The sequence below is a fragment of the Streptomyces sp. NPDC046712 genome (genome assembly GCF_040645695.1).
In the GTDB taxonomy this organism is placed as follows: Bacteria; Actinomycetota; Actinomycetes; order Streptomycetales; family Streptomycetaceae; genus Streptomyces.
This window is the reverse complement of sequence record NZ_JBEYYW010000014.1, coordinates 143,700-161,110: the sequence shown is the minus strand read 5'-3', so window position 1 is coordinate 161,110 and position 17,411 is coordinate 143,700. Positions and strand designations below refer to the sequence as shown.

Here is a 17,411-nt window from a genome sequence, read left to right as displayed (position 1 = left end):
GCCGGGTGGGAAGCGGTCCCCGCTGTTCCAGTGGAGGGAGCACTGGCAGGAAGTCGACGCACCTGGACGGCACCACATGACGATGTCCTCCTTCGGTTCCTTCGGTGGACCGGACCCCTTCAACGAGCTGCTCAACCGCTTCTTCGGCATGTCTCCCGCGGCCTCTCCGCCTGCCGTCCAGCGGGTGCCGATCGGCAGGCTGCTGACGGACTCCGCGCGCCAGCTGCTCGACCGGGCCACCACCCGCGCCGCCGACGACGGCAGCGCCGACCTGGACACCGAGCACCTGCTCTGGGCCTGCACCCAGATCGACCCCACCCGCACCCAGCTCACCCAGTCGGGGGCCGACCCCGACGAGCTGGCCAAGGCGATGGCGGAGGTCCTGCCGGGTGAGAGCACCGTCCCGTCCGCGGAGCCGGGGCTCACCCCGGCGGCCAAGCGGGTCCTGTTGCGGGCGTACGAGCGCTCACAGGCGTCGGCGGTCTCGTACATCGGCCCCGAGCACATTCTCGGCGCGCTCCTCGACGACCCCGGCGGTGCGGCGGCGAAGCTGCTGAGCACGTACGGGACCGATGTCGACGGTCTGCGCTCCGCCCCCGACCGGACCGCGCGGGCGGAGGGTGCCCCGACGGCCAGGCCGGAGAGCAGGACGCCCACGCTCGACGAGTACGGCCGGGATCTGACCGAGGAGGCGCGGGCCGGCAAGCTCGACCCGGTGGTGGGGCGGGCCGAGGAGATCGAGCAGACCGTCGAGATCCTCTCCCGCCGTACGAAGAACAACCCGGTCCTCATCGGTGAGCCGGGTGTGGGCAAGACGGCGATCGTGGAGGGGTTCGCCCAGCGGATCGTGGCGGGTGAGGTGCCGAAGACGCTGGAGGGCAAGCGGGTCATCGCCCTCGACCTGTCCGGGCTCGTCGCCGGCGCGCAGTACCGCGGCCAGTTCGAGGAGCGGCTGAAGAACGTCATCGACGAGGTGAAGGCGGACGCGGACTCGACGGTGCTGTTCATCGACGAGCTGCACACGGTGGTGGGCGCCGGCGCGGCCGGAGAGGGCGCGATGGACGCGGGCAACATGCTCAAGCCGGCGCTGGCCCGCGGCGAGCTGCACGTGGTGGGCGCGACCACGATCGACGAGTACCGGCGGTACGTGGAGAAGGACGCCGCGCTGGAGCGGCGCTTCCAGCCCGTGATGATCCCCGAGCCCTCGGTGGAGGAGACGATCCTGATCCTGGAGGGGCTGCGGGACTCCTACGAGGCCCATCACCAGGTCCGCTACAGCGACGCCGCGCTGGTGGCGGCCGCCGAGCTCTCCGACCGCTATGTCTCCGACCGTTTCCTGCCCGACAAGGCCATCGACCTGCTGGACCAGACGGGCGCCCGCGTGCGGCTGCGCTCACTGGGCAAGTCGACCGAGGTGGTCGGCCGCGAGGACCGGCTGGCGAAGCTGCGCCGTGAGAAGGACGAGGCCGTCGCGGCCGAGGACTTCGAGAAGGCGAACGAGCTCAAGCAGGAGATCTCCCGTCTGGAGTGGGAGCTGGCGGGGATCGCGGAGCGGCGCGAGGGCGTGATGGAGGTGACGTCCGACGACGTCGCGGAGGTGCTGTCGCGGCGTACCGGCATCCCTGTCTCTCAGATGACGCAGAGCGAGAAGGACAAGCTCCTCAAGCTGGAGGACGCCCTGCACAGCCGGGTGGTGGGCCAGGACGAGGCGGTCACCGCCATCGCCCAGGCCGTGCGCCGCAACCGGGCCGGCATGGGAGACCCGAACCGTCCGGTGGGCTCCTTCCTCTTCCTCGGCCCGACCGGTGTCGGCAAGACCGAACTGGCCAAGACCCTCGCGGAGTTGCTGTTCGGCGACGAGAGCCGCATGGTCCGCTTCGACATGAGCGAGTTCCAGGAGAAGCACACGGTCTCCCGGCTCGTCGGCGCCCCGCCCGGATACGTGGGTCACGAGGAGGCGGGCCAGCTCACGGAGAAGGTGCGCCGGCTGCCGTACAGCGTCCTGCTCTTCGACGAGGTGGAGAAGGCGCACCCCGATGTCTTCAACACCCTGCTCCAGGTACTGGACGACGGCCGTCTGACGGACGCCCAGGGCCGGACCGTCGACTTCCGCAACTGCGTGGTCATCATGACGTCGAACATCGGCGCCCAGCGGATCCTGGCCCACCACGGCGACGTCTCGGAGATCCGCGACGACCTGAAGCAGGATCTGCGCGGCTACTTCGCGCCCGAGTTCCTCAACCGTATCGACGAGACGATCATCTTCCACGGTCTCGCCGAGGACGATCTCGGCCGGATCCTCGATCTGCTGCTGCGGCGGAGCGAGCACCGGGTCCGGGCGCAGGGTCTGGAGCTCGAGGTGACGGAGGCGGCGAAGAAGCTGCTCGTCGCCCACGGTCACCAGCCGGAGTTCGGCGCCCGGCCGCTGCGCCGCACGATCCAGGCGGAGCTGGACAACCGGATCGCGGACCTGCTCCTCGGCGGTGAGGCCGATCCAGGCGACTCGATCGTGGCGGACGTCCAGAACGACGCGCTGGTCTGCCGGGTGAAGAAGCCGTAGGCCGGCTCGCCCACGGTGTCCTCGGAGTGACACCCCTCAAGCCCGCGGGGCACGGAAGTGCCGTCTCCCCTTCCGGCCCCGCGGACCCATCCCGTCGCCGTGCTCACTCGCTGCGCAGCGCCTCCGAGATCGTCAGACGCGCGGCCCTCCGGGCGGGGAGCAGGGCGCCGAGGACGGCGAGCGTGACACCGGCCAGGGCGAGCAGGGCGAGCGTGGGGGCGGCCCAGACGTCGAGTACCGACCTCGGGAGCGTCACCAGCGCGGCCTCGGCCACCAGCGGTACGACCACCCGGTGCGCGACCATCCCGAGCGGTACGCCGATCAGACCGCCGATCGCCCCGAGCGCCGCCATCGAGGTCACCACCATGGCGATCACCTGACGTGGGGTCATCCCGATCGACTTGAGCATCCCCATGTCCCTGCGGCGCTCCCTGGTGTTGAGGACGACGGTGTTGAAGACGCCGAGCGCCGCGACCGTGCCGAGCATCAGGGACAGGGCGGTGGAGAGGCTGACGACGGCCACTGTGAAGGACGCGGTCGACCCATGGATGGGGTGGAGGCCAGGGCCGGCCGCACGGTCCACCGCCGCCGCGTACTGCTCCGGCGAGGTGTTCGCGTCGAGCTTGACGTGGTAGCGGTACTGGTGGGTCTCCGGCCGGTACGCCGGGTCGAGCCGGGTCAGCGTCCGCCGGTCGAACATCAGCCGGTCCGGTTCACCGGTCATCGTGGCGCCGACGACGGTCACCTCGGTCCGCTTCCCGGCCAGGTCCACGGTCAGGTGGTCGCCCACCTTCGTTCCGGTCCGGTTCAGGAACTCCGAGGCCACGACGGTCTCCCCGGCTCCCTCGAGCCAACGCCCCTCGACGAGCTGCTTCTCGTGTCCGAGCGCCGCGTGGTCGCCGCGCAGGAAGAACCCGTCGATGTCGTCCGCCCGACCGACGAGGGAGAGGCCGACGATGAGGTCCGAGGTCACCTCGACCGCGCCGGGCACGGACCGCAGCAGCGCCTCCATCTCGGCATCGCTGCGCTCCTTCGCCGTCGGCTCCCGGAAGAACGGGTTCGCCGGCCGCATGGTGACGTCGGTGTCCTCCTCGGAGGCCTCGGTCACCTTCACGACCGTGTCGGCGAGGCCGGTCGCGAACGTCACCGTCAGCACGCCGAGCACGATCGCAGAGAGGGTCAGGGCGGTACGGCCGGGCCGGGCCAACGGCATGCCGAGGCCCAGACTGACCGCTCGCGGCAGCCGCGTCCCGCTGAGCCGGCGCTGCATCCGCGCTCCGCGGCCGCTCCCGCGCGGTGCGATGCCCGCGCTGATCGCCTCGGTCGCCGAGAGCCCACGGGCCCGCAGGGCGGGGACGAGTGCCGCGAGGAGCACCACGAGCGGCATCCCGATCAGCGCGGCGAGTTCCACCCGGAGGCTGATCCCCTCGATGCGCAGGCCGCTCCCCTGGAAGGCGCCGGACAGCAGCGGGCGGGCGGCCAGGTCACCGAGGGCGGTGCCGATCACGCAGCCCACGACGGCCGGGACGGTCACCATCAGGAGGTAGACGGCCGTGACCTGACCGGGTGTGAAGCCCAGGGCCTTGAGCACCCCGATGTGCCGGAAGCCGGAGACCACGGCGCCGCTGACGACGTTCGCCACGATCAGGACGGCGACCGCGAGGCCCAGGAGGCCGAAGACCACGAGGAAGGGCACGTAGGAGCCGGGGCCGGAGGCCACGTCCCGCTTGATGGTGAGGTACGACTGCGAGGCGAGCAGGGAGTCGGACGGGAGCTCGGCGCCGACGGCCGCGAGCCCGGCCGCCACGTCGGCGTCCGTGGCGTGGTCGTCGAAGCGGTAGAGCATCTGCGTCATGGTCGGCCGGAGCGCGTCGATCTGGGTCGGAGAGACCCAGCCGTCGGCACTGTTGCTCAGACTGTGGGCGTAGCCGACGACGGTGAGGGTCGGCAGACCGGGCACCTTGATCGTGTCGCCGAGGGGAAAGCCGGGGCTCTCCGCCTGGAAGGGCAGCAGGGCGACCGCGGACCGCGGGTCGTTGATGACGATCTCACCTGGGGCGGTCGCCCAGCGCCCCTTCCACAGATCGACCCGGTCCACGTCCCCGTCCGGACCGGAGCGGCCGACCACGTGGAGGGGGCCGACGAACGGCGGCGGATTGCCCTCGGGGACGTTCAGGACCGCCAGCGGATACGGCCCCGCGGCCGCCGCCACGCCGCGCGTTCCGGCAGCCCCGGCCAGCTGATCGTCCGAGACCTTGGCCGCGTCGTAGGCGGCGACGGTGTGCGCCCCGCGCTGCTGGGCGAAGCCCTTGTCGAAGGGCCCGGAGGCCGCCTCCAGGAGGCCGAGGGCCACCACGGTGGTGGCGGTGGAGAAGAACACGACGAGGCCGATGACGAAGGTCTGGAGCCGGCGGCGTCGGACGGCCGCGCGCGAGGCGCGCCACACCGCGCTCATGCCGTGCGCTCCACGCTGCGCTCGCCGGCCACACGGCCGTCGAGCATGTCGACGATCCGGCCGGCGCAGCGCGCCGCCATCCGCTCGTCGTGGGTGACCAGGAGCAGGGTCTGCCCTATCTGGTTGAGGTCGAGGAGCAGGTCCATGATCTGTTCGCCTGCCCGGGTGTCGACGGCCCCGGTCGGCTCGTCGGCGAGGAGCAGCGCCGGGCGGTTCATCAGGGCGCGGGCGACCGCGACCCGTTGGCGCTCGCCGCCGCTGAGCACGGCCGGGTAGGCGTGACGGCGGTCGGCGATGCCGAGTTCGTCGAGGAGTTCCAGGGCGCGGCGGCGGGCCTGCGCGGCCGGGGTGCCGGTGAGCTGCGCGGCGAGGGCGACGTTGTCGAGCGCCGGCAGGTCGTCCAGCAGGTTGAAGAACTGGAAGACCATGCCGACGCGGCGCCGCCGGAAGAGGGCCAACTCCCTCTCGTTCATGCCGGTGAGCTCGTCGCCGTGGACGAGCACGCTCCCGGAGGTGGGCCGGTCGAGTCCGGCGACCATGTTCAGCAGGGTGGACTTGCCGCATCCGGAGGGTCCCATGACGGCAACGGCCTCGCCGCTGCGGATCTCCAGCGAGACCCCGTCCAGGGCGGTCGTCTCCCCGAACTCCTTGCGTATGCCGTCGAGGCGGACGACGATCTGGTCCGTCCGGTCCGTGGCCGTGTCGATTTCCGTGGTCATGGCAGGAACCTACGGAGCGGGCGCGGGTGGAGCATCACTCCACCGAGGTATTCGCCGGGCCGGGTCATCCCGGGGATGTATGCGGCTGCATCCCGGTGATGATGCGGATGACCTGGTGTTCTGCGAGGGTGAGCCCCGTGGGTGGATCGTGGGTGGGGTGGGTCGGGGCTCTGGTGGTGCTCGGAGCGGTGGCCGGATGGCTGGCGGTGGCGCTGGTACGGGCCCGGCGGCTGCAGCGCAGGACGCTGGAGGACCGGCGCCGGCTGCTCGAACGGGAGCGGGAGGGCGCGGCCCGGATCGCGGTCGAGGAGGAACGCGCCCGGATCGCCCGCGAGTTGCACGACATCGTCAGCCACAACGTGGCGCTGATGGTGGTGCAGGCCGGGGCGGCCCGTGAGGTGCTCGCCACGCTGCCGGAGGAGGCGGCGAAGGCCATCGAGGCCGTCGAGTCGGCGGGCCGGGACACGATGACCGAGCTGCGTCATCTGCTCGGACTGCTCGCGCCCTCGCCGAGCGGCGAGGACGAACCGTACAGCGAGCCGCACGCGGGGGAGCTCTCGTCGCTCGCCCCGCAGCCCGGTCTGGGCCGGCTCGGTCCGCTGGTCGACCGCATCGCCTTCGCAGGGCTTCCGGTGGAGGTACGGATCTCGGGCGAGCCGCGGTCGCTGCCGACCGGGGTGGACGTGACGGCGTACCGGATCGTGCAGGAGGCGCTGACGAACGCGCTCAGGCACGGCGACGGGGTGAAGGCGGAGGTGTCGGTGCGGTACGGGGAACGGTACGTGCGGGTGGAGGTGCTCAACAGCGGTCCGAGCGTGTTGTCCGGCGACGCCGCGCCGAGGCTGTCGCTCCGGGACCACGCGGGTGCGGGCCGCGGGTTGATCGGGCTGCGCGAGAGGGTCGCGGTGTACGGCGGGGAGTTGGACGCGCGACGGCGCCTCGGCGGCGGCTACCGCGTCCGGGCCCGGATCCCGCTGGACGGCGCATGACGGGCGCGGGGGCGGAGGATGTGGCCGCGCCGGCGCCTCGGGTGCTCATCGCCGACGACCAGGCTCTGATCCGTACGGGATTCCGGCTGATCCTGACCACGCGCGGCATCGAGGTCGTCGGGGAGGCGTGCGACGGGGCCGAGGCGGTCGCGGCGGTCCGGCGGCTGCGACCGGACGTGGTCCTGATGGACATCCGGATGCCGGGGATGGACGGCCTGGAGGCCGCCCGGAGGATTCTGGCCGAGGCGCCGCGGTGCAAGGTCCTGATGCTGACGACCTTCGACCTGGACCGCTATGTGTACGCGGCGCTGGCCCTGGGCGCGAGCGGCTTTCTGCTGAAGGACGTGACGCCGGAGCATCTGGCCGCGTCCGTACGGCTGGTGGACACGGGGGACGCGCTGCTGGCCCCGTCGATCACACGCCGTCTGGTGGAGCGCTTCGCGGGTGGCGACCGTGCTCCGGGTACGGGCGGCGACGCGCCGGCGGTCCACCGTGATCTGGCGGTGCTGACGCCTCGGGAGCGGGAGGTGCTCACCCTGATGGGACGCGGGCTCTCCAACACGGAACTGGCCGAGGTCCTGACGTTGAGCGAGGCGACCGTGAAGACCCATGTGGCCCGGATCTTCGCGAAGCTGGCGCTGCGCGACCGGGCGCAGGCGGTGGTGCTCGCGTACGAGACGGGTCTGGTCACGCCGGGCGGGGACGCCGGCTGACGGACGTCGGGGGTGGTCAGAGTGTGGGCAGGAGCGCTCCCGAGGCGTGGCGGGGGCGGCGTGCAGGTACTCGCCGCTCCAGGGGACCGGGTCGCCCACTGGACCTTGATGTCGAAGAAGTCCTTGCTGCCGCGGGCGATGCCGATGGTGGCGCCGCGCATCCGGGCGGCGCTATCGAGGGGTGTCGGCGGTGGGGACGAAGGCCTCGCCATGGCCGGGGACCACCAGGGCGGGGGCCAGGTCGAGGATCGCGCGGCGCGAGGCGTGCAGTGCGGCGGGGTCGGTGGCGTAGGGGTCCTCGACGGGACCGTCCGCCGACCACCACAGGTGGGTGAGCACGACCAGGCCGTCCGCGGTGTCGGCGAGGGTGCTGATGTCCTCCGGGGTGTGTCCCGGTGTGGCCGCGAGACGTATGGAGGGCGAGATCACGAAGCCGTCGGCGGGGCGGTCGATCCAGAGGTCGTCCTCGTAGATGGCCCAGTGGTCGTGGTAACGGGCAGCGGGGAAGAGCGCCGCGTTGAGGGTGTGGTCCGGGTGGTGGTGACTGAACACCACGTCGGTGACCTGCTCGGGCGCCACACCCGCGTCGGCCAGCGGGCCGAGGATCAGCTTGCGGTCGGCGACCATGCCCGGGTCGACGACGACCACGGTGTCCCCGTCACGGAGCAGGCTGACGGTGGACGCGGTGCGCGGGCCGACATAGCCCGCGGTCAGAATGGTCAAGGTGGCGGTCATGGGCGCACGTTAGCGTGACAGATCGCGCATGACGCACTGTTTCCGGCCAGGGCCGGGGGCCCTTTCTCGCCAGAGTTCGGGGACGCGGATGCCGGGCCCGCCCGGACGCGCCGGACGAGAGCAATCGGCGCGCGGCGCACGCCCGGGATCGCCCCCGCACCGCGCCCCCGGCCGAGTCACCGTGGCGGCTCGGGCAGCTCCTCGCCCGTCTCCAGAAGGGATTTGAGGCTGGAGATCAGGGCCGGCCACCCCTCGGCGATCATGCCGCGCATCGTGCTGTCGGGCTCCAGGTCGTCGTGCACGACGGTGAGCTTGACCATGTCCCCGGCCGGCTCGATCTCGAAGGTCACCTTGGAGCGGCGCTCCTTCGCGAGCTTCGCGTACACCTCGTCCCCGATGCCGACCGCCTCGGCCCAGGCCGGCGTGAAGGAGTGCCAGGTGTACGAGAGTCGTCGGCCGGGCTCGGCCGCGAGGACCACCTGTTCGGGGTCGCTGGTCTTGCGACCGCCCTCGTCCCAGACCATCGGCGAGCCGGCGGTCCACGTGGACTCGAAGGCGACACCCCAGTAGCGGCGGGTGAAGGTCGGGTCGGTGAGGGCCTGCCACAGCTCGTCGGGGGTGGTGCGGATGTAGGTGGTGTAGACGAACGCGTTGCTGTCCATCGGGCTCTGCTCCAATGCTGACTTCAGGTCGGCGAGCGCACGGACGCGCTCGCGGGCGTACTGGCTGATCCAGCGATCCGCGATGGCGTGGATCGGAGCGGCGTTCAGATAGTGCAGCTTCTCCCGTCCCCGCCGCACCGTGACCACCAGCCCCGCCGCCTCCAGAAGCGCCAGATGCTTGCTGACGGACTGCCGTGCCATGTCCAGACCCGCGCAGAGTTCACGCAGGGTCTGGCCGTTGCGGGCGTTCAGGCTGTCGAGCAGCCGTCGCCGGCTCGCATCCGCCAGTGCCTTGAACACCTCGTCCATCGCCCCACCTCAACATGCAGCCTTTTAGCTGCCTCTACGATAGGCAGCCGCCTGGTTGCATGTCAACGACCCTCCACCCCGGCGGGCCGGAGCGCAGCCGCCACCAGCCCTTCGACCTCCTCGACGGCGACGCTCCCGCCCGTCACGACCCGGTCGAACACGAGACCGTCCACACAGGCGAGCAACGTCAGTGTGCGCCCCTCGGGGTCCTCGACCCCCTGGGCGGCGAGGAAGTCGCGGACCGTGTCGCGCCCCGGGTTCTCGCGCGGGATCAGGATTTCGCGCAGCTCGGGGTCGCGCACGCTCTCGACGGCGCAGGCATAGCGGGCGAGTGAGCGCCGGCGCCCTTCGCCGGTGAGGCGCGCGGCGACGAGCGCGTCGATGGCGTGGGCGAGTTCGGCCGCCGAGCGCGGCCCGGGAGTGCGCTCCGCCGCCGCGGTCAGCTCGGCCTGGTCGAGCTCGACGAGGCGGCGCACCAGCGCGGTGAGCAGGGCCGAGCGCGTGCGGTAGTACGCCGAGGTGGTACCGGCCGGGAGCTTCGCGGCGGCGTCGACCGCTCGATGGGTCAGCCCGCGCATCCCGGCGTCGGCGAGGACACCGAGCGCGGCGTCGGCGAGGAGGGTACGTCGATCGGAGGTCACCCCCTCTTTCTACACCTGTAGAGATCGCGCGCTACGCTTTCTACAGATGTAGAAGAATGTGGGACATGGGTCGGTTCGACAGAGGGGCTGGGTCGTCATGGGGAACATCGCTGTCGTCGTCGGCGCGGGCATCGGTGGGCTCGCCGCCGCCATCGGGCTGCGGCACGTCGGCTGGGAGGTGCGGATCGTGGAGCGCGCACCCGTGCTCGACGATGCCGGAGCGGGGATCTCGCTCGCCGCCAACGGCATCCGCGCCCTCGACGCACTCGGTGTGGGCGCGGCCGTGCGGGCGGCGGCGCGCGGCCAGTACACGGGCGGCACCCGCACGCCGGACGGAGCCTGGCTCGCCCGGATGGACGGCGCCGCCCTCGAACGCGCCCTCGGCACACCCATCGTCGGCATCCCGCGCGCCACTCTGCACCGCCTGCTGCGTGCCGCGCTGCCGCCCGAGAGCGTGAGCGTCGGTGTGGAGGTGACCGGTGTCGACCAGTCCGCGCCGGACCGCGTCCGCGTCCGGACGCGACCCGTCGGCTCCCCGGACTCCCCGGCCTCTCCGTACTCCCCTGCCGCTCCGGCCTCTCCCGCCTCCCCGTCGTCCTCGACTCCCGGCGCGGAACCCGCCGCCGGCCTCGACGCCTACCTCGACGCCGACCTGGTCGTGGCCGCCGACGGCGTCAACAGCCGTACCCGGGCCGCCCTCTTCCCCGACCACCCGGGCCCGGCGTACAGCGGCTCGACCGTGCTCCGCGCCCTCACGGAACGGCCGCTGGACCTGCCCACGGACTTCGAGATCACCTGGGGGCACGGGGTCGAGTTCGGGCACATCGCGTTCGACGACGGCCGTGCGGAGTGGCACGCCGTCCTCAACTCCCCCGCCGGGGTGCGCCACGCCGATCCGCTCGGCGAGGTCCGCAGGCGGTTCGCCGGCTGGCACGACCCCGTCCCGCGACTGCTCGACGCGACCCGTCCCGAGGCCGTCCTCCACCACGACATCCACGAACTGGCCACCCCGCTCCCGTCCTTCCTGTCCGGGCGGGTCGCCCTGCTCGGCGACGCGGCCCACGCGATGACCCCGAACCTCGGCCAGGGCGCCTGTCAGGCGCTGGAGGACGCCGTCGTGCTCGCCGCCGCCCTCGCGCACGGCCCCGACACCACCGCGGCGCTCGCCGCCTACGACGCCGAGCGCCGCCCACGGGCCCAGTCGGTCACCGTCGCCGCCCGCAAGGCCGGCCGCATGGGGCAGCAGCTCTCCGGCCCGGCGACCGTCGCCCTGCGCAACGCGGCCCTGCGGCTGGCCCCCTCCGGCATGGCGGTACGCATGATCCTGCGGCACGCCGACTGGACCGCGCCCCGGCTCCCCGGAGCGCCCGCGGGAGCGCCCCTCGTTGAATAGGTGCGGACAAAACTACTCAACGAGGCTGCTAGCTTGTCCGGATGTCTCTCAAGCACGCGGTCCTGGCAGCCCTCCTGGAGGGCGAGGCATCCGGATACGACCTGGCCAAGATTTTCGACGTGTCCGTGGCCAACTTCTGGGCCGCCACGCCGCAGCAGCTCTACCGGGAGCTGGACCGGCTCTCCGACGACGGTCTGATCGCCGCCCGCGTCGTGCAACAGGAACGCCGCCCGAACAAGCGGATGTTCTCGCTCACCGACGCGGGACGCCAGGACCTCATGGCGTACACGGCCCGGCCGCCGCGTCCGACCGCCATCCGTGACGAGCTGATGGTCCAGGTCCAGGCATGCGACGAGGGCGACACCGACGCGGTGCGCGGTTTCGTCGAGGAGCGGATGGAGTGGGCGCGGGGCAAGCTGGCGCGGTGGGAGCGGCTGCGGGAGTGGATGCTCGCAGGCCGGGACGAGGCCACGTACCTCCGCGAGGCGGAGCGGATCGGCCCCTACCTCACGCTGATGCGGGGCCGCTCCCTCGAGGAGGAGAACCTGCGCTGGGGCGAGCAGGTGCTCGCGATCCTGGATCAGCGCCGAGCCGTACGGCAGCAGGCCTGAGGCACCGCCCGGCCGGCCCGACCGGCGACCCCTCCACCTGCCTGTACGACCGTCTGCCGGCCGTCGCCCGCGACTGGTGACGCACCTTCTTACCCTGCGGTAACGTCACGGGTCGTCGACCGGAGGTGCCGGTCGCGGACAAGGGGCGGACCGGATGAACGTCGGTGACATCGTCGAGGACTTCACTCTTCCGGACGAGACGGGGACACCTCGCTCGCTGGTCGACCTCCTCACGGACGGGCCGGTGGTGCTGTTCTTCTACCCGGCGGCCCTCACACCCGGCTGCACCGCCGAGGCCTGCCACTTCCGCGATCTGGCCGGCGAGTTCCGGGCGGCGGGAGCACTCCCGGTCGGCATCAGCTCCGACGTGGTGGAGCGCCAGCAGGAGTTCGCCGACCGCCACTCGCTCGGCTACCCGCTGCTGTCCGATCCGGAGGGAGCGATACGCGACCGGTTCGGGGTGACGCGCGGCTTCTCGCTCGCACCGACGAAGCGGGTCACGTTCGTCATCGACCAGGACCGCCGGATCCTGGAGGTGGTCCGCAGCGAGCTGCGGATGAGCGCGCACGCCGACCGCGCACTGGCGGCGCTGCGGAAGCGCACGGTCTGACGGTCACCTGCCGAGAAGCATCGCCTTGAGGGACCGCATGTGGGGTCCAGGGCGGGTCGGCCCCGACATGCGGGCGGACCGGGGTTGGGCAAAACTCACTCGTACGCGCGGTCCGACAGCGGCCGCGGCCGGAACGGAGTGCAGGAATGGACGACTACCCCCTCCTCAACGTCTTCTGGACCATGCTCTGGTTCTTCCTCTGGATCATGTGGCTGTTCCTCCTGTTCAAGGTGATCACGGACATCTTCCGCGACCACGAGATGAACGGCTGGGCCAAGGCAGGATGGCTGATCTTCTGCATCCTGCTCCCGTACCTCGGCGTGCTGGTCTATGTGATCGCTCGCGGCAAGGGCATGACCCGCCGGGATCTCGATCAGGCCAGGGAGAACGAGGCCGCGTTCCAGTCGTACATCCGCAAGGCGGCCGGAACGGCCCCCGGCGAGGGCAAGGGCAGCAGCGTCGACGAGCTGGCCCGGCTGGCCGAACTCAAGGACAAGGGCGCCATCACGAACGAGGAGTTCGAGAGGGCGAAGGCCAAGGTCCTGTCCTGACGAACCCGGACGCGGACTCGAACGCCGACGCCGACGCCGACGCGGCCTCGGGCTCGGGCTCGGGCTCGGGCTCGGGCTCGGGCTCGGGCTCGGGCTCGGGCTCGGGCTCGGGCTCGGGCTCGGGCTCGGGCTCGGGCTCGGGCTCAGGCTCGAACGCGGGCGGCGCCGCCGCCGAGGACGCGGACGCGCCGGCCGCCGAGCTCTCCCGCTCACTGCTGCGGGAGGCCCGGGCCGCACCGGGCCTGCTGCCGGAGCTGCTCGCGGAGTTCGCCCTTCGGCACATGGGCCCGGCGGCGGGCCGAAACGCACGGCGGCTGCGCGAGCAGCATCCGGAAGCGGCCCCCGCCGAGCTCCGTGCCAGGGTCGCGGCACGGGGCCGCCGCGCGGTCACCGCCGAAGGGGCGTTCGTGGGCGGTCCGTTCATGGTGCTCATTCCGTTCGCCTTCTGCGGTGCGCTGCTGCTGCAGGCACGGACCGTGCTCGAACTGGCCGGTATCGAGGGCCGCGACACCACCGCCCCCGAGCGCGCCGCCGAGCTGCTCGTTCTGCAAGGGGTGTACGAGGACACGGAGGCGGCCCGGGCCGTTCTGCGTGCCCGCACCGCGCCCGCACCCACCCCCACTGACAGGTCCCGGCCCGGCTCCGGCCGGATCGCCACGCTCTGGGCCCTGATCCTGCGGATGGCCCGTCTTCTCGGCATCCTCACGCCCGACGACGACAGCCGGAGCAAGCTCTCCCAGCTCGGCCAGTGGTCTCTCCTCGCCCTGGTCTTCCTGACCGGGCTCGTGGCACCGCTGGTCTGGCTCCCATACCTGGCCGTGTCGTACCACCGGGCCACCACCCGGCTGATGGAGCGGGCGACGCTCCACTACGTCGGCAGCCGCGACACACCTCCACCACGGGCCGCCCGCCTCCGGCCGGACATGGTGCCGGCCGCGCTGCGCGCACTGGCTTCGATCCTGGTACCGGTCTCAGGTGTGGCTCTGGTCGTCTTCACCGACCTGGAGCTCGCCGGCGCGCGGTGGCCACTGATCGCCCTGATCGTGGTCATCGCCCCCCTGGTCACGGGCGGCCTGTGGCTCTGGCGCCGCCACGCCGGTCGCTCCCGCCGACCTTCGCACCCCTCCCCAGGCCCTTAATAGGTGTCCAAAATACTTGTTTGATACGGCCACGACGTGCGGTTGACGAAATTCACCGACCTGGCGCTGCGTGCCGTGATGCGCCTGGCGGTCCCCGAAGCCCCCGGGCAGGACCCCTCCGCCACCACGCGCGAGGTGGCGGAGGTGATGGCCGTGCCCTACGCCCATATGGCGAAGGTGGTCACCCGACTCCAGCATCTCGGCGTCGTGGAGGCGCGGCGCGGTCGCGGCGGCGGCCTCGCCCTCACCGAGACAGGGCGGCGCGCCTCGGTGGGCTGGCTCGTACGGACGCTCGAGGGCGAGGAGGAGGTCGTCGCCTGCGAGGGCGACACCCCCTGTCCGCTGCGCGCGGCCTGTCGGCTGCGCGGAGCTCTCCGCGAGGCGCAGGAGGCTTTCTACCGCACACTCGATCCGCTCACCGTCGCGGATCTGGTCGAGTCCCCCACCGGGCCGGTGCTCGTCTCGCTGAGCGCGCGCCACGACGACTGAAACCCCTTCCCCTGCCACGCCCACCGGCCGTCGGCAGGTCACACCCCTCTTTAAATACGTAGATCATCTACCAGAATTGGAGTCTCGATGCTGTCCGAGCAGGCCGTCCCGGTCGTCCGAGCCACTCTTCCCGTCGTCGGAGCCGCGCTCGGCGACATCACCGATCGCTTCTACGCCGGGATGTTCGCGGCCCGCCCCGAGCTGCTGCGGGATCTGTTCAACCGCGGCAACCAGGCCAACGGCGACCAGCGGCGCGCACTCGCCGGCTCGATAGCCGCGTTCGCCGGGGCGCTCCTCGACAGCCCGGACGCCCGGCCGGACGTCATGCTTTCCCGGATCGCGCACAAGCACGCCTCCCTCGGCGTCACGTCGGAGCAGTACAAGGTCGTCCACGAGCACCTCTTCGCGGCGATCGCCGACGTGCTCGGCGAGGCCGTCACACCCGAGGTCGCACAGGCGTGGGACGAGGTCTACTGGCTGATGGCCAACGCCCTCATCGCGCTGGAGGCCCGCCTTTACCAGGAGACGGGCGTCGCGGAGGGCGAGGTCCGCCGCCCGATGGAGATCGTCGAGCGCCACCAGGAGACGGCCGACACCGTCTCCTTCGTCCTGCGGCACATCGACGGGCGGCCTGCGGGGTCGTTCCGGCCGGGACAGTACGTGAGCGTGCGGGTCGAACTGCCCGACGGTGCCCGGCAGATCCGCCAGTACAGCCTTTCCGCCGCGCCCGGAGGCCCTCAGTGGCGGATCACGGTGAAGCGCGTCGACGGCGACCCCGCCGGCGAGGTGTCGACCTGGCTGCACGAGCACGCGCGCGTTGGCGACTCCGTCGAGGTGTCCGCCCCGTTCGGGGACCTCGTCCTGCCCGAGGGCGAGGGCCCTCTGCTCCTCGCCTCCGCGGGGATCGGCAGCACGCCGATGCTGGCCATGCTCGACCGCCTCGCCGCCACCGGCTCGACCCGCCCGGTGACCGTCGTGCACGCCGACCGTTCCCCCGCGGACCACGCGCACCGCGAGGAGCTGCGCCGCCTGGTCGACGCGCTGCCGCAGGGCTCCCTCCACCTCTGGTACGAGGAGCCGGGCGACACCGCCGACGCCCGCTCCGGCCGCGCGGACGTCACCGCACTCGACGTCCCCGCCGACGTGACGGCGTACCTCTGCGGCCCCCTTCCCTTCATGCGACAGGTACGCGGCGACCTGCTGGCCGGCGGAGTGGCGGCGGCGGCCGTCCATTACGAGGTCTTCGGCCCCGACCTCTGGCTCGGCGCGGAAGGCTGACACACCGGGTCCTGGGCGACCAGGCCGGGAGTTCGTGGCGTACGCCCCGAGCCGCGGGGTCCTCGGGCGGTCAGGACCGCCCGAGGCCCGACCGGCCCCGCACCGTCGGTGGTGCGGGGCCGGTCGGGCGGCCCGGGGCTCGGTTCAGCAGCTCATCGCCCAGGTGTGGGAGTCCCCGCGGTCGTTGGCGGCGCCGTTGTAGCCGACCTCCTGGCCGGGCGTCAGGCAGATCGTCATGGCGCCGCCCTGCCAGGCGCTCTCGAACACCCGGACGTGGTCCTTGACCCCCGCTCCGGAGATGCCGTGGTTGGCCCAGGAGGAGTCGGTGTCGGCGATCCAGCTCTCCCACCAGCCGTCGTCGCCGCTCCAGTTGGCGCGCTGACCGCCGAAGTTGGCCTCCTGCCAGGTACAGAAGTGGCCGCTCGGGCAGTCGGCCGCCTGGACCGGCGTGGTCAGAGCGAGGCCGCCGGCGAGGGCGAGCAGAGCCGCGGCGGTGGTCGTGAGCATGCGCTTCATCAGGTGTGGGTGCCTTTCCCTGTGATGGTGCCTGCGGACAGTTCGGCTGCCCGCCGCAGTGCGCGGGTGCGCAACTGCCGGTAGGAGGTGAGCTGATCGGCGCGCAGGGCGCGCACCTCCGCCAGCTCGGCGGGTTCCAGCCGGGCGCGTACGTCGGCCAGGCCGCTCTCGCGCTCGCACCGGACGGCGACGGCGGGGTCCGGGCGTTCGGGGCGCGGGGCGCCGGGCGGGGCGGCGCACCGGATCCAGCGCTCCAGCGCCGATCGGTGGGCGGGATCGTCCTTCATCCGCGCCTGGGCTTCGGCGCGCAGGTTGTCGACGGTCACCTGGGCGCGGAACCAGCGGGTCTGGTCGCCGTAGAGGGTCTGCCGGGCGGCGGCGAGACAGCCGTCGGTGTGGGCGGTGACGGTGTGACCGGTGGCGAGTGTGAGGGACAGCTCGTGGGGGCCGGCGCCGAAGAGGGCTGCCTGCAGGCGCCGGTCGTCGTCGTCCGTGCGCGGCCGGACGGCGAGGGTGAGTCCTCGGGCGCCGAGACAGCTGTCGACGAGGGTGCGCTCGACGGTCCTGAGCAGTTCGTCCTGTGCCTGGGGCGTCGGCGGGACGGTCGGTCCGGGTGTGGCGGTGGAGCAGCCCACGAGAAGGAGCGCGGCGACCAGCGTCCCGACGGCGCGGCGGACGTGCGCGGTCCTGCGAAGCATGACGGTCCCCCTTGTGAAGCGCCTGGTCAGCGGGCCGTCGTCGTGATCGTCACGGCCCGGGGCGATCACTGCCCGGGCGGGAGCGGCCCATGCGGGAGGTCACTCGAAGGGGTCGAACGCGCCGGAGTGCGCGCCGTCGGAGGGCTGCCTGCGCCTGCGGAAGATGTCCGGATGTCCGGGAACGACACAGCCCCGGTTGGACGGGGGATTCCAACCGGGGCCGTTCGCCGTGACGGCGAGAGGCGGTCACCTCAAGGGGGGACTCGGGGACCAGGCCCCTTCGCAGTCACATATGCATGAACGATAAACCTTCATGCGGTGTTCCGCGGTGTCCGAGGTGACC

General features: G+C 72.1%; 17 protein-coding genes. 10 read left to right on the top strand and 7 right to left on the bottom strand.

Translation table 11 applies throughout. From position 1 onward, the window contains the following. Positions 1-76: 76 nt before the first annotated feature. Positions 77-2,560 (top strand): ATP-dependent Clp protease ATP-binding subunit, encoded by a 2,484-nt coding sequence (locus ABZ939_RS20050; protein ID WP_361856571.1) that lies wholly within the window; start codon positions 77-79, stop codon positions 2,558-2,560. A 103-nt stretch (positions 2,561-2,663) separates the two neighbouring features. On the opposite strand, the gene ABZ939_RS20045 is transcribed toward ABZ939_RS20050, so the two are convergent. Together ABZ939_RS20045 and ABZ939_RS20040 are read right to left on the bottom strand one after the other, a co-directional pair. Then, positions 2,664-5,015, bottom strand: a complete 2,352-nt coding sequence (locus tag ABZ939_RS20045) for an FtsX-like permease family protein (protein ID WP_361856568.1) — start codon at positions 5,013-5,015, stop codon at positions 2,664-2,666. Further along, the gene (locus tag ABZ939_RS20040) at positions 5,012-5,734 is read right to left on the bottom strand and encodes an ABC transporter ATP-binding protein (protein WP_361856565.1); all 723 of its coding nucleotides are present in this window, start codon (positions 5,732-5,734) and stop codon (positions 5,012-5,014) included. The genes ABZ939_RS20045 and ABZ939_RS20040 overlap by 4 nt, the downstream gene beginning before the upstream one ends. A 137-nt stretch (positions 5,735-5,871) precedes the next feature. On the opposite strand from ABZ939_RS20040, the gene ABZ939_RS20035 reads away from it, so the two are divergent. Beyond that, complete coding sequence (locus ABZ939_RS20035) at positions 5,872-6,723, top strand: histidine kinase (protein WP_361856562.1); 852 nt, start codon at positions 5,872-5,874, stop codon at positions 6,721-6,723. Further along, positions 6,720-7,436 carry a response regulator transcription factor gene (locus ABZ939_RS20030; RefSeq protein WP_361856560.1) on the top strand — a complete coding sequence of 239 codons (717 nt, stop codon included), beginning with the start codon at positions 6,720-6,722 and terminating at the stop codon, positions 7,434-7,436. The genes ABZ939_RS20035 and ABZ939_RS20030 overlap by 4 nt, the downstream gene beginning before the upstream one ends. 171 nt (positions 7,437-7,607) lie before the next feature. On the opposite strand, the gene ABZ939_RS20025 is transcribed toward ABZ939_RS20030, so the two are convergent. The 3 genes from ABZ939_RS20025 to ABZ939_RS20015 form a co-directional block, all read right to left on the bottom strand. Next, positions 7,608-8,171: an MBL fold metallo-hydrolase gene (locus ABZ939_RS20025; RefSeq protein ID WP_361856557.1), complete on the bottom strand. Its 564-nt coding sequence runs from the start codon at positions 8,169-8,171 to the stop codon at positions 7,608-7,610. 176 nt (positions 8,172-8,347) lie between these two features. Next, positions 8,348-9,142, bottom strand: a complete 795-nt coding sequence (locus tag ABZ939_RS20020; protein WP_361856554.1) for a metalloregulator ArsR/SmtB family transcription factor — start codon at positions 9,140-9,142, stop codon at positions 8,348-8,350. Positions 9,143-9,204: 62 nt separating this feature from the next. Next, a complete protein-coding gene (locus ABZ939_RS20015; protein WP_361856551.1) occupies positions 9,205-9,783 on the bottom strand; it encodes a TetR family transcriptional regulator C-terminal domain-containing protein in 579 nt (192 codons plus the stop codon). Positions 9,784-9,880: 97 nt separating this feature from the next. On the opposite strand from ABZ939_RS20015, the gene ABZ939_RS20010 reads away from it, so the two are divergent. From ABZ939_RS20010 to ABZ939_RS19980, 7 genes are all read left to right on the top strand, one after another. Continuing rightward, positions 9,881-11,176, top strand: a complete 1,296-nt coding sequence (locus tag ABZ939_RS20010) for an FAD-dependent monooxygenase (protein ID WP_361856548.1) — start codon at positions 9,881-9,883, stop codon at positions 11,174-11,176. A gap of 41 nt (positions 11,177-11,217) precedes the next feature. After that, a complete protein-coding gene (locus tag ABZ939_RS20005) occupies positions 11,218-11,787 on the top strand; it encodes a PadR family transcriptional regulator (RefSeq protein WP_361856545.1) in 570 nt (189 codons plus the stop codon). 154 nt (positions 11,788-11,941) lie between these two features. After that, on the top strand, positions 11,942-12,397 hold the full coding sequence (locus ABZ939_RS20000; protein ID WP_361856542.1) for a peroxiredoxin: 456 nt from the start codon (positions 11,942-11,944) through the stop codon (positions 12,395-12,397). A 146-nt stretch (positions 12,398-12,543) separates the two neighbouring features. Further along, positions 12,544-12,948 (top strand): SHOCT domain-containing protein, encoded by a 405-nt coding sequence (locus tag ABZ939_RS19995; RefSeq protein ID WP_361856540.1) that lies wholly within the window; start codon positions 12,544-12,546, stop codon positions 12,946-12,948. A 281-nt stretch (positions 12,949-13,229) separates the two neighbouring features. Further along, positions 13,230-14,087 carry a hypothetical protein gene (locus ABZ939_RS19990; RefSeq protein ID WP_361856537.1) on the top strand — a complete coding sequence of 286 codons (858 nt, stop codon included), beginning with the start codon at positions 13,230-13,232 and terminating at the stop codon, positions 14,085-14,087. A 36-nt stretch (positions 14,088-14,123) separates the two neighbouring features. Next, on the top strand, positions 14,124-14,576 hold the full coding sequence (locus ABZ939_RS19985; protein WP_361856534.1) for an Rrf2 family transcriptional regulator: 453 nt from the start codon (positions 14,124-14,126) through the stop codon (positions 14,574-14,576). A gap of 87 nt (positions 14,577-14,663) precedes the next feature. Beyond that, entirely contained in the window at positions 14,664-15,854 is a 1,191-nt protein-coding gene (locus tag ABZ939_RS19980) for a globin domain-containing protein (RefSeq protein ID WP_361856531.1), read from the top strand. Positions 15,855-15,998: 144 nt separating this feature from the next. On the opposite strand, the gene ABZ939_RS19975 is transcribed toward ABZ939_RS19980, so the two are convergent. Together ABZ939_RS19975 and ABZ939_RS19970 are read right to left on the bottom strand one after the other, a co-directional pair. After that, positions 15,999-16,370, bottom strand: coding sequence for a peptidase inhibitor family I36 protein (locus tag ABZ939_RS19975; protein WP_361856529.1), 372 nt, complete (start codon positions 16,368-16,370; stop codon positions 15,999-16,001). Continuing rightward, a complete protein-coding gene (locus tag ABZ939_RS19970; RefSeq protein WP_361856526.1) occupies positions 16,370-17,068 on the bottom strand; it encodes a hypothetical protein in 699 nt (232 codons plus the stop codon). The genes ABZ939_RS19975 and ABZ939_RS19970 overlap by 1 nt, the downstream gene beginning before the upstream one ends. Between the last annotated feature and the right edge of the window lie 343 nt (positions 17,069-17,411).

Bases quoted from the DNA above. Each gene is read 5' to 3' on its own strand.
- ABZ939_RS20050 (WP_361856571.1), top strand. From the start codon at position 77: ATGACGATGTCCTCCTTCGGTTCCTTCGGTGGACCGGACCCCTTCAAC.
- ABZ939_RS20045 (WP_361856568.1), bottom strand. From the start codon at position 5,015: ATGAGCGCGGTGTGGCGCGCCTCGCGCGCGGCCGTCCGACGCCGCCGG.
- ABZ939_RS20040 (WP_361856565.1), bottom strand. From the start codon at position 5,734: ATGACCACGGAAATCGACACGGCCACGGACCGGACGGACCAGATCGTC.
- ABZ939_RS20030 (WP_361856560.1), top strand. From the start codon at position 6,720: ATGACGGGCGCGGGGGCGGAGGATGTGGCCGCGCCGGCGCCTCGGGTG.
- ABZ939_RS20025 (WP_361856557.1), bottom strand. From the start codon at position 8,171: ATGACCGCCACCTTGACCATTCTGACCGCGGGCTATGTCGGCCCGCGC.
- ABZ939_RS20020 (WP_361856554.1), bottom strand. From the start codon at position 9,142: ATGGACGAGGTGTTCAAGGCACTGGCGGATGCGAGCCGGCGACGGCTG.
- ABZ939_RS20010 (WP_361856548.1), top strand. From the start codon at position 9,881: ATGGGGAACATCGCTGTCGTCGTCGGCGCGGGCATCGGTGGGCTCGCC.
- ABZ939_RS20005 (WP_361856545.1), top strand. From the start codon at position 11,218: ATGTCTCTCAAGCACGCGGTCCTGGCAGCCCTCCTGGAGGGCGAGGCA.
- ABZ939_RS20000 (WP_361856542.1), top strand. From the start codon at position 11,942: ATGAACGTCGGTGACATCGTCGAGGACTTCACTCTTCCGGACGAGACG.
- ABZ939_RS19995 (WP_361856540.1), top strand. From the start codon at position 12,544: ATGGACGACTACCCCCTCCTCAACGTCTTCTGGACCATGCTCTGGTTC.
- ABZ939_RS19990 (WP_361856537.1), top strand. From the start codon at position 13,230: ATGGGCCCGGCGGCGGGCCGAAACGCACGGCGGCTGCGCGAGCAGCAT.
- ABZ939_RS19980 (WP_361856531.1), top strand. From the start codon at position 14,664: ATGCTGTCCGAGCAGGCCGTCCCGGTCGTCCGAGCCACTCTTCCCGTC.
- ABZ939_RS19975 (WP_361856529.1), bottom strand. From the start codon at position 16,370: ATGAAGCGCATGCTCACGACCACCGCCGCGGCTCTGCTCGCCCTCGCC.
- ABZ939_RS19970 (WP_361856526.1), bottom strand. From the start codon at position 17,068: ATGCTTCGCAGGACCGCGCACGTCCGCCGCGCCGTCGGGACGCTGGTC.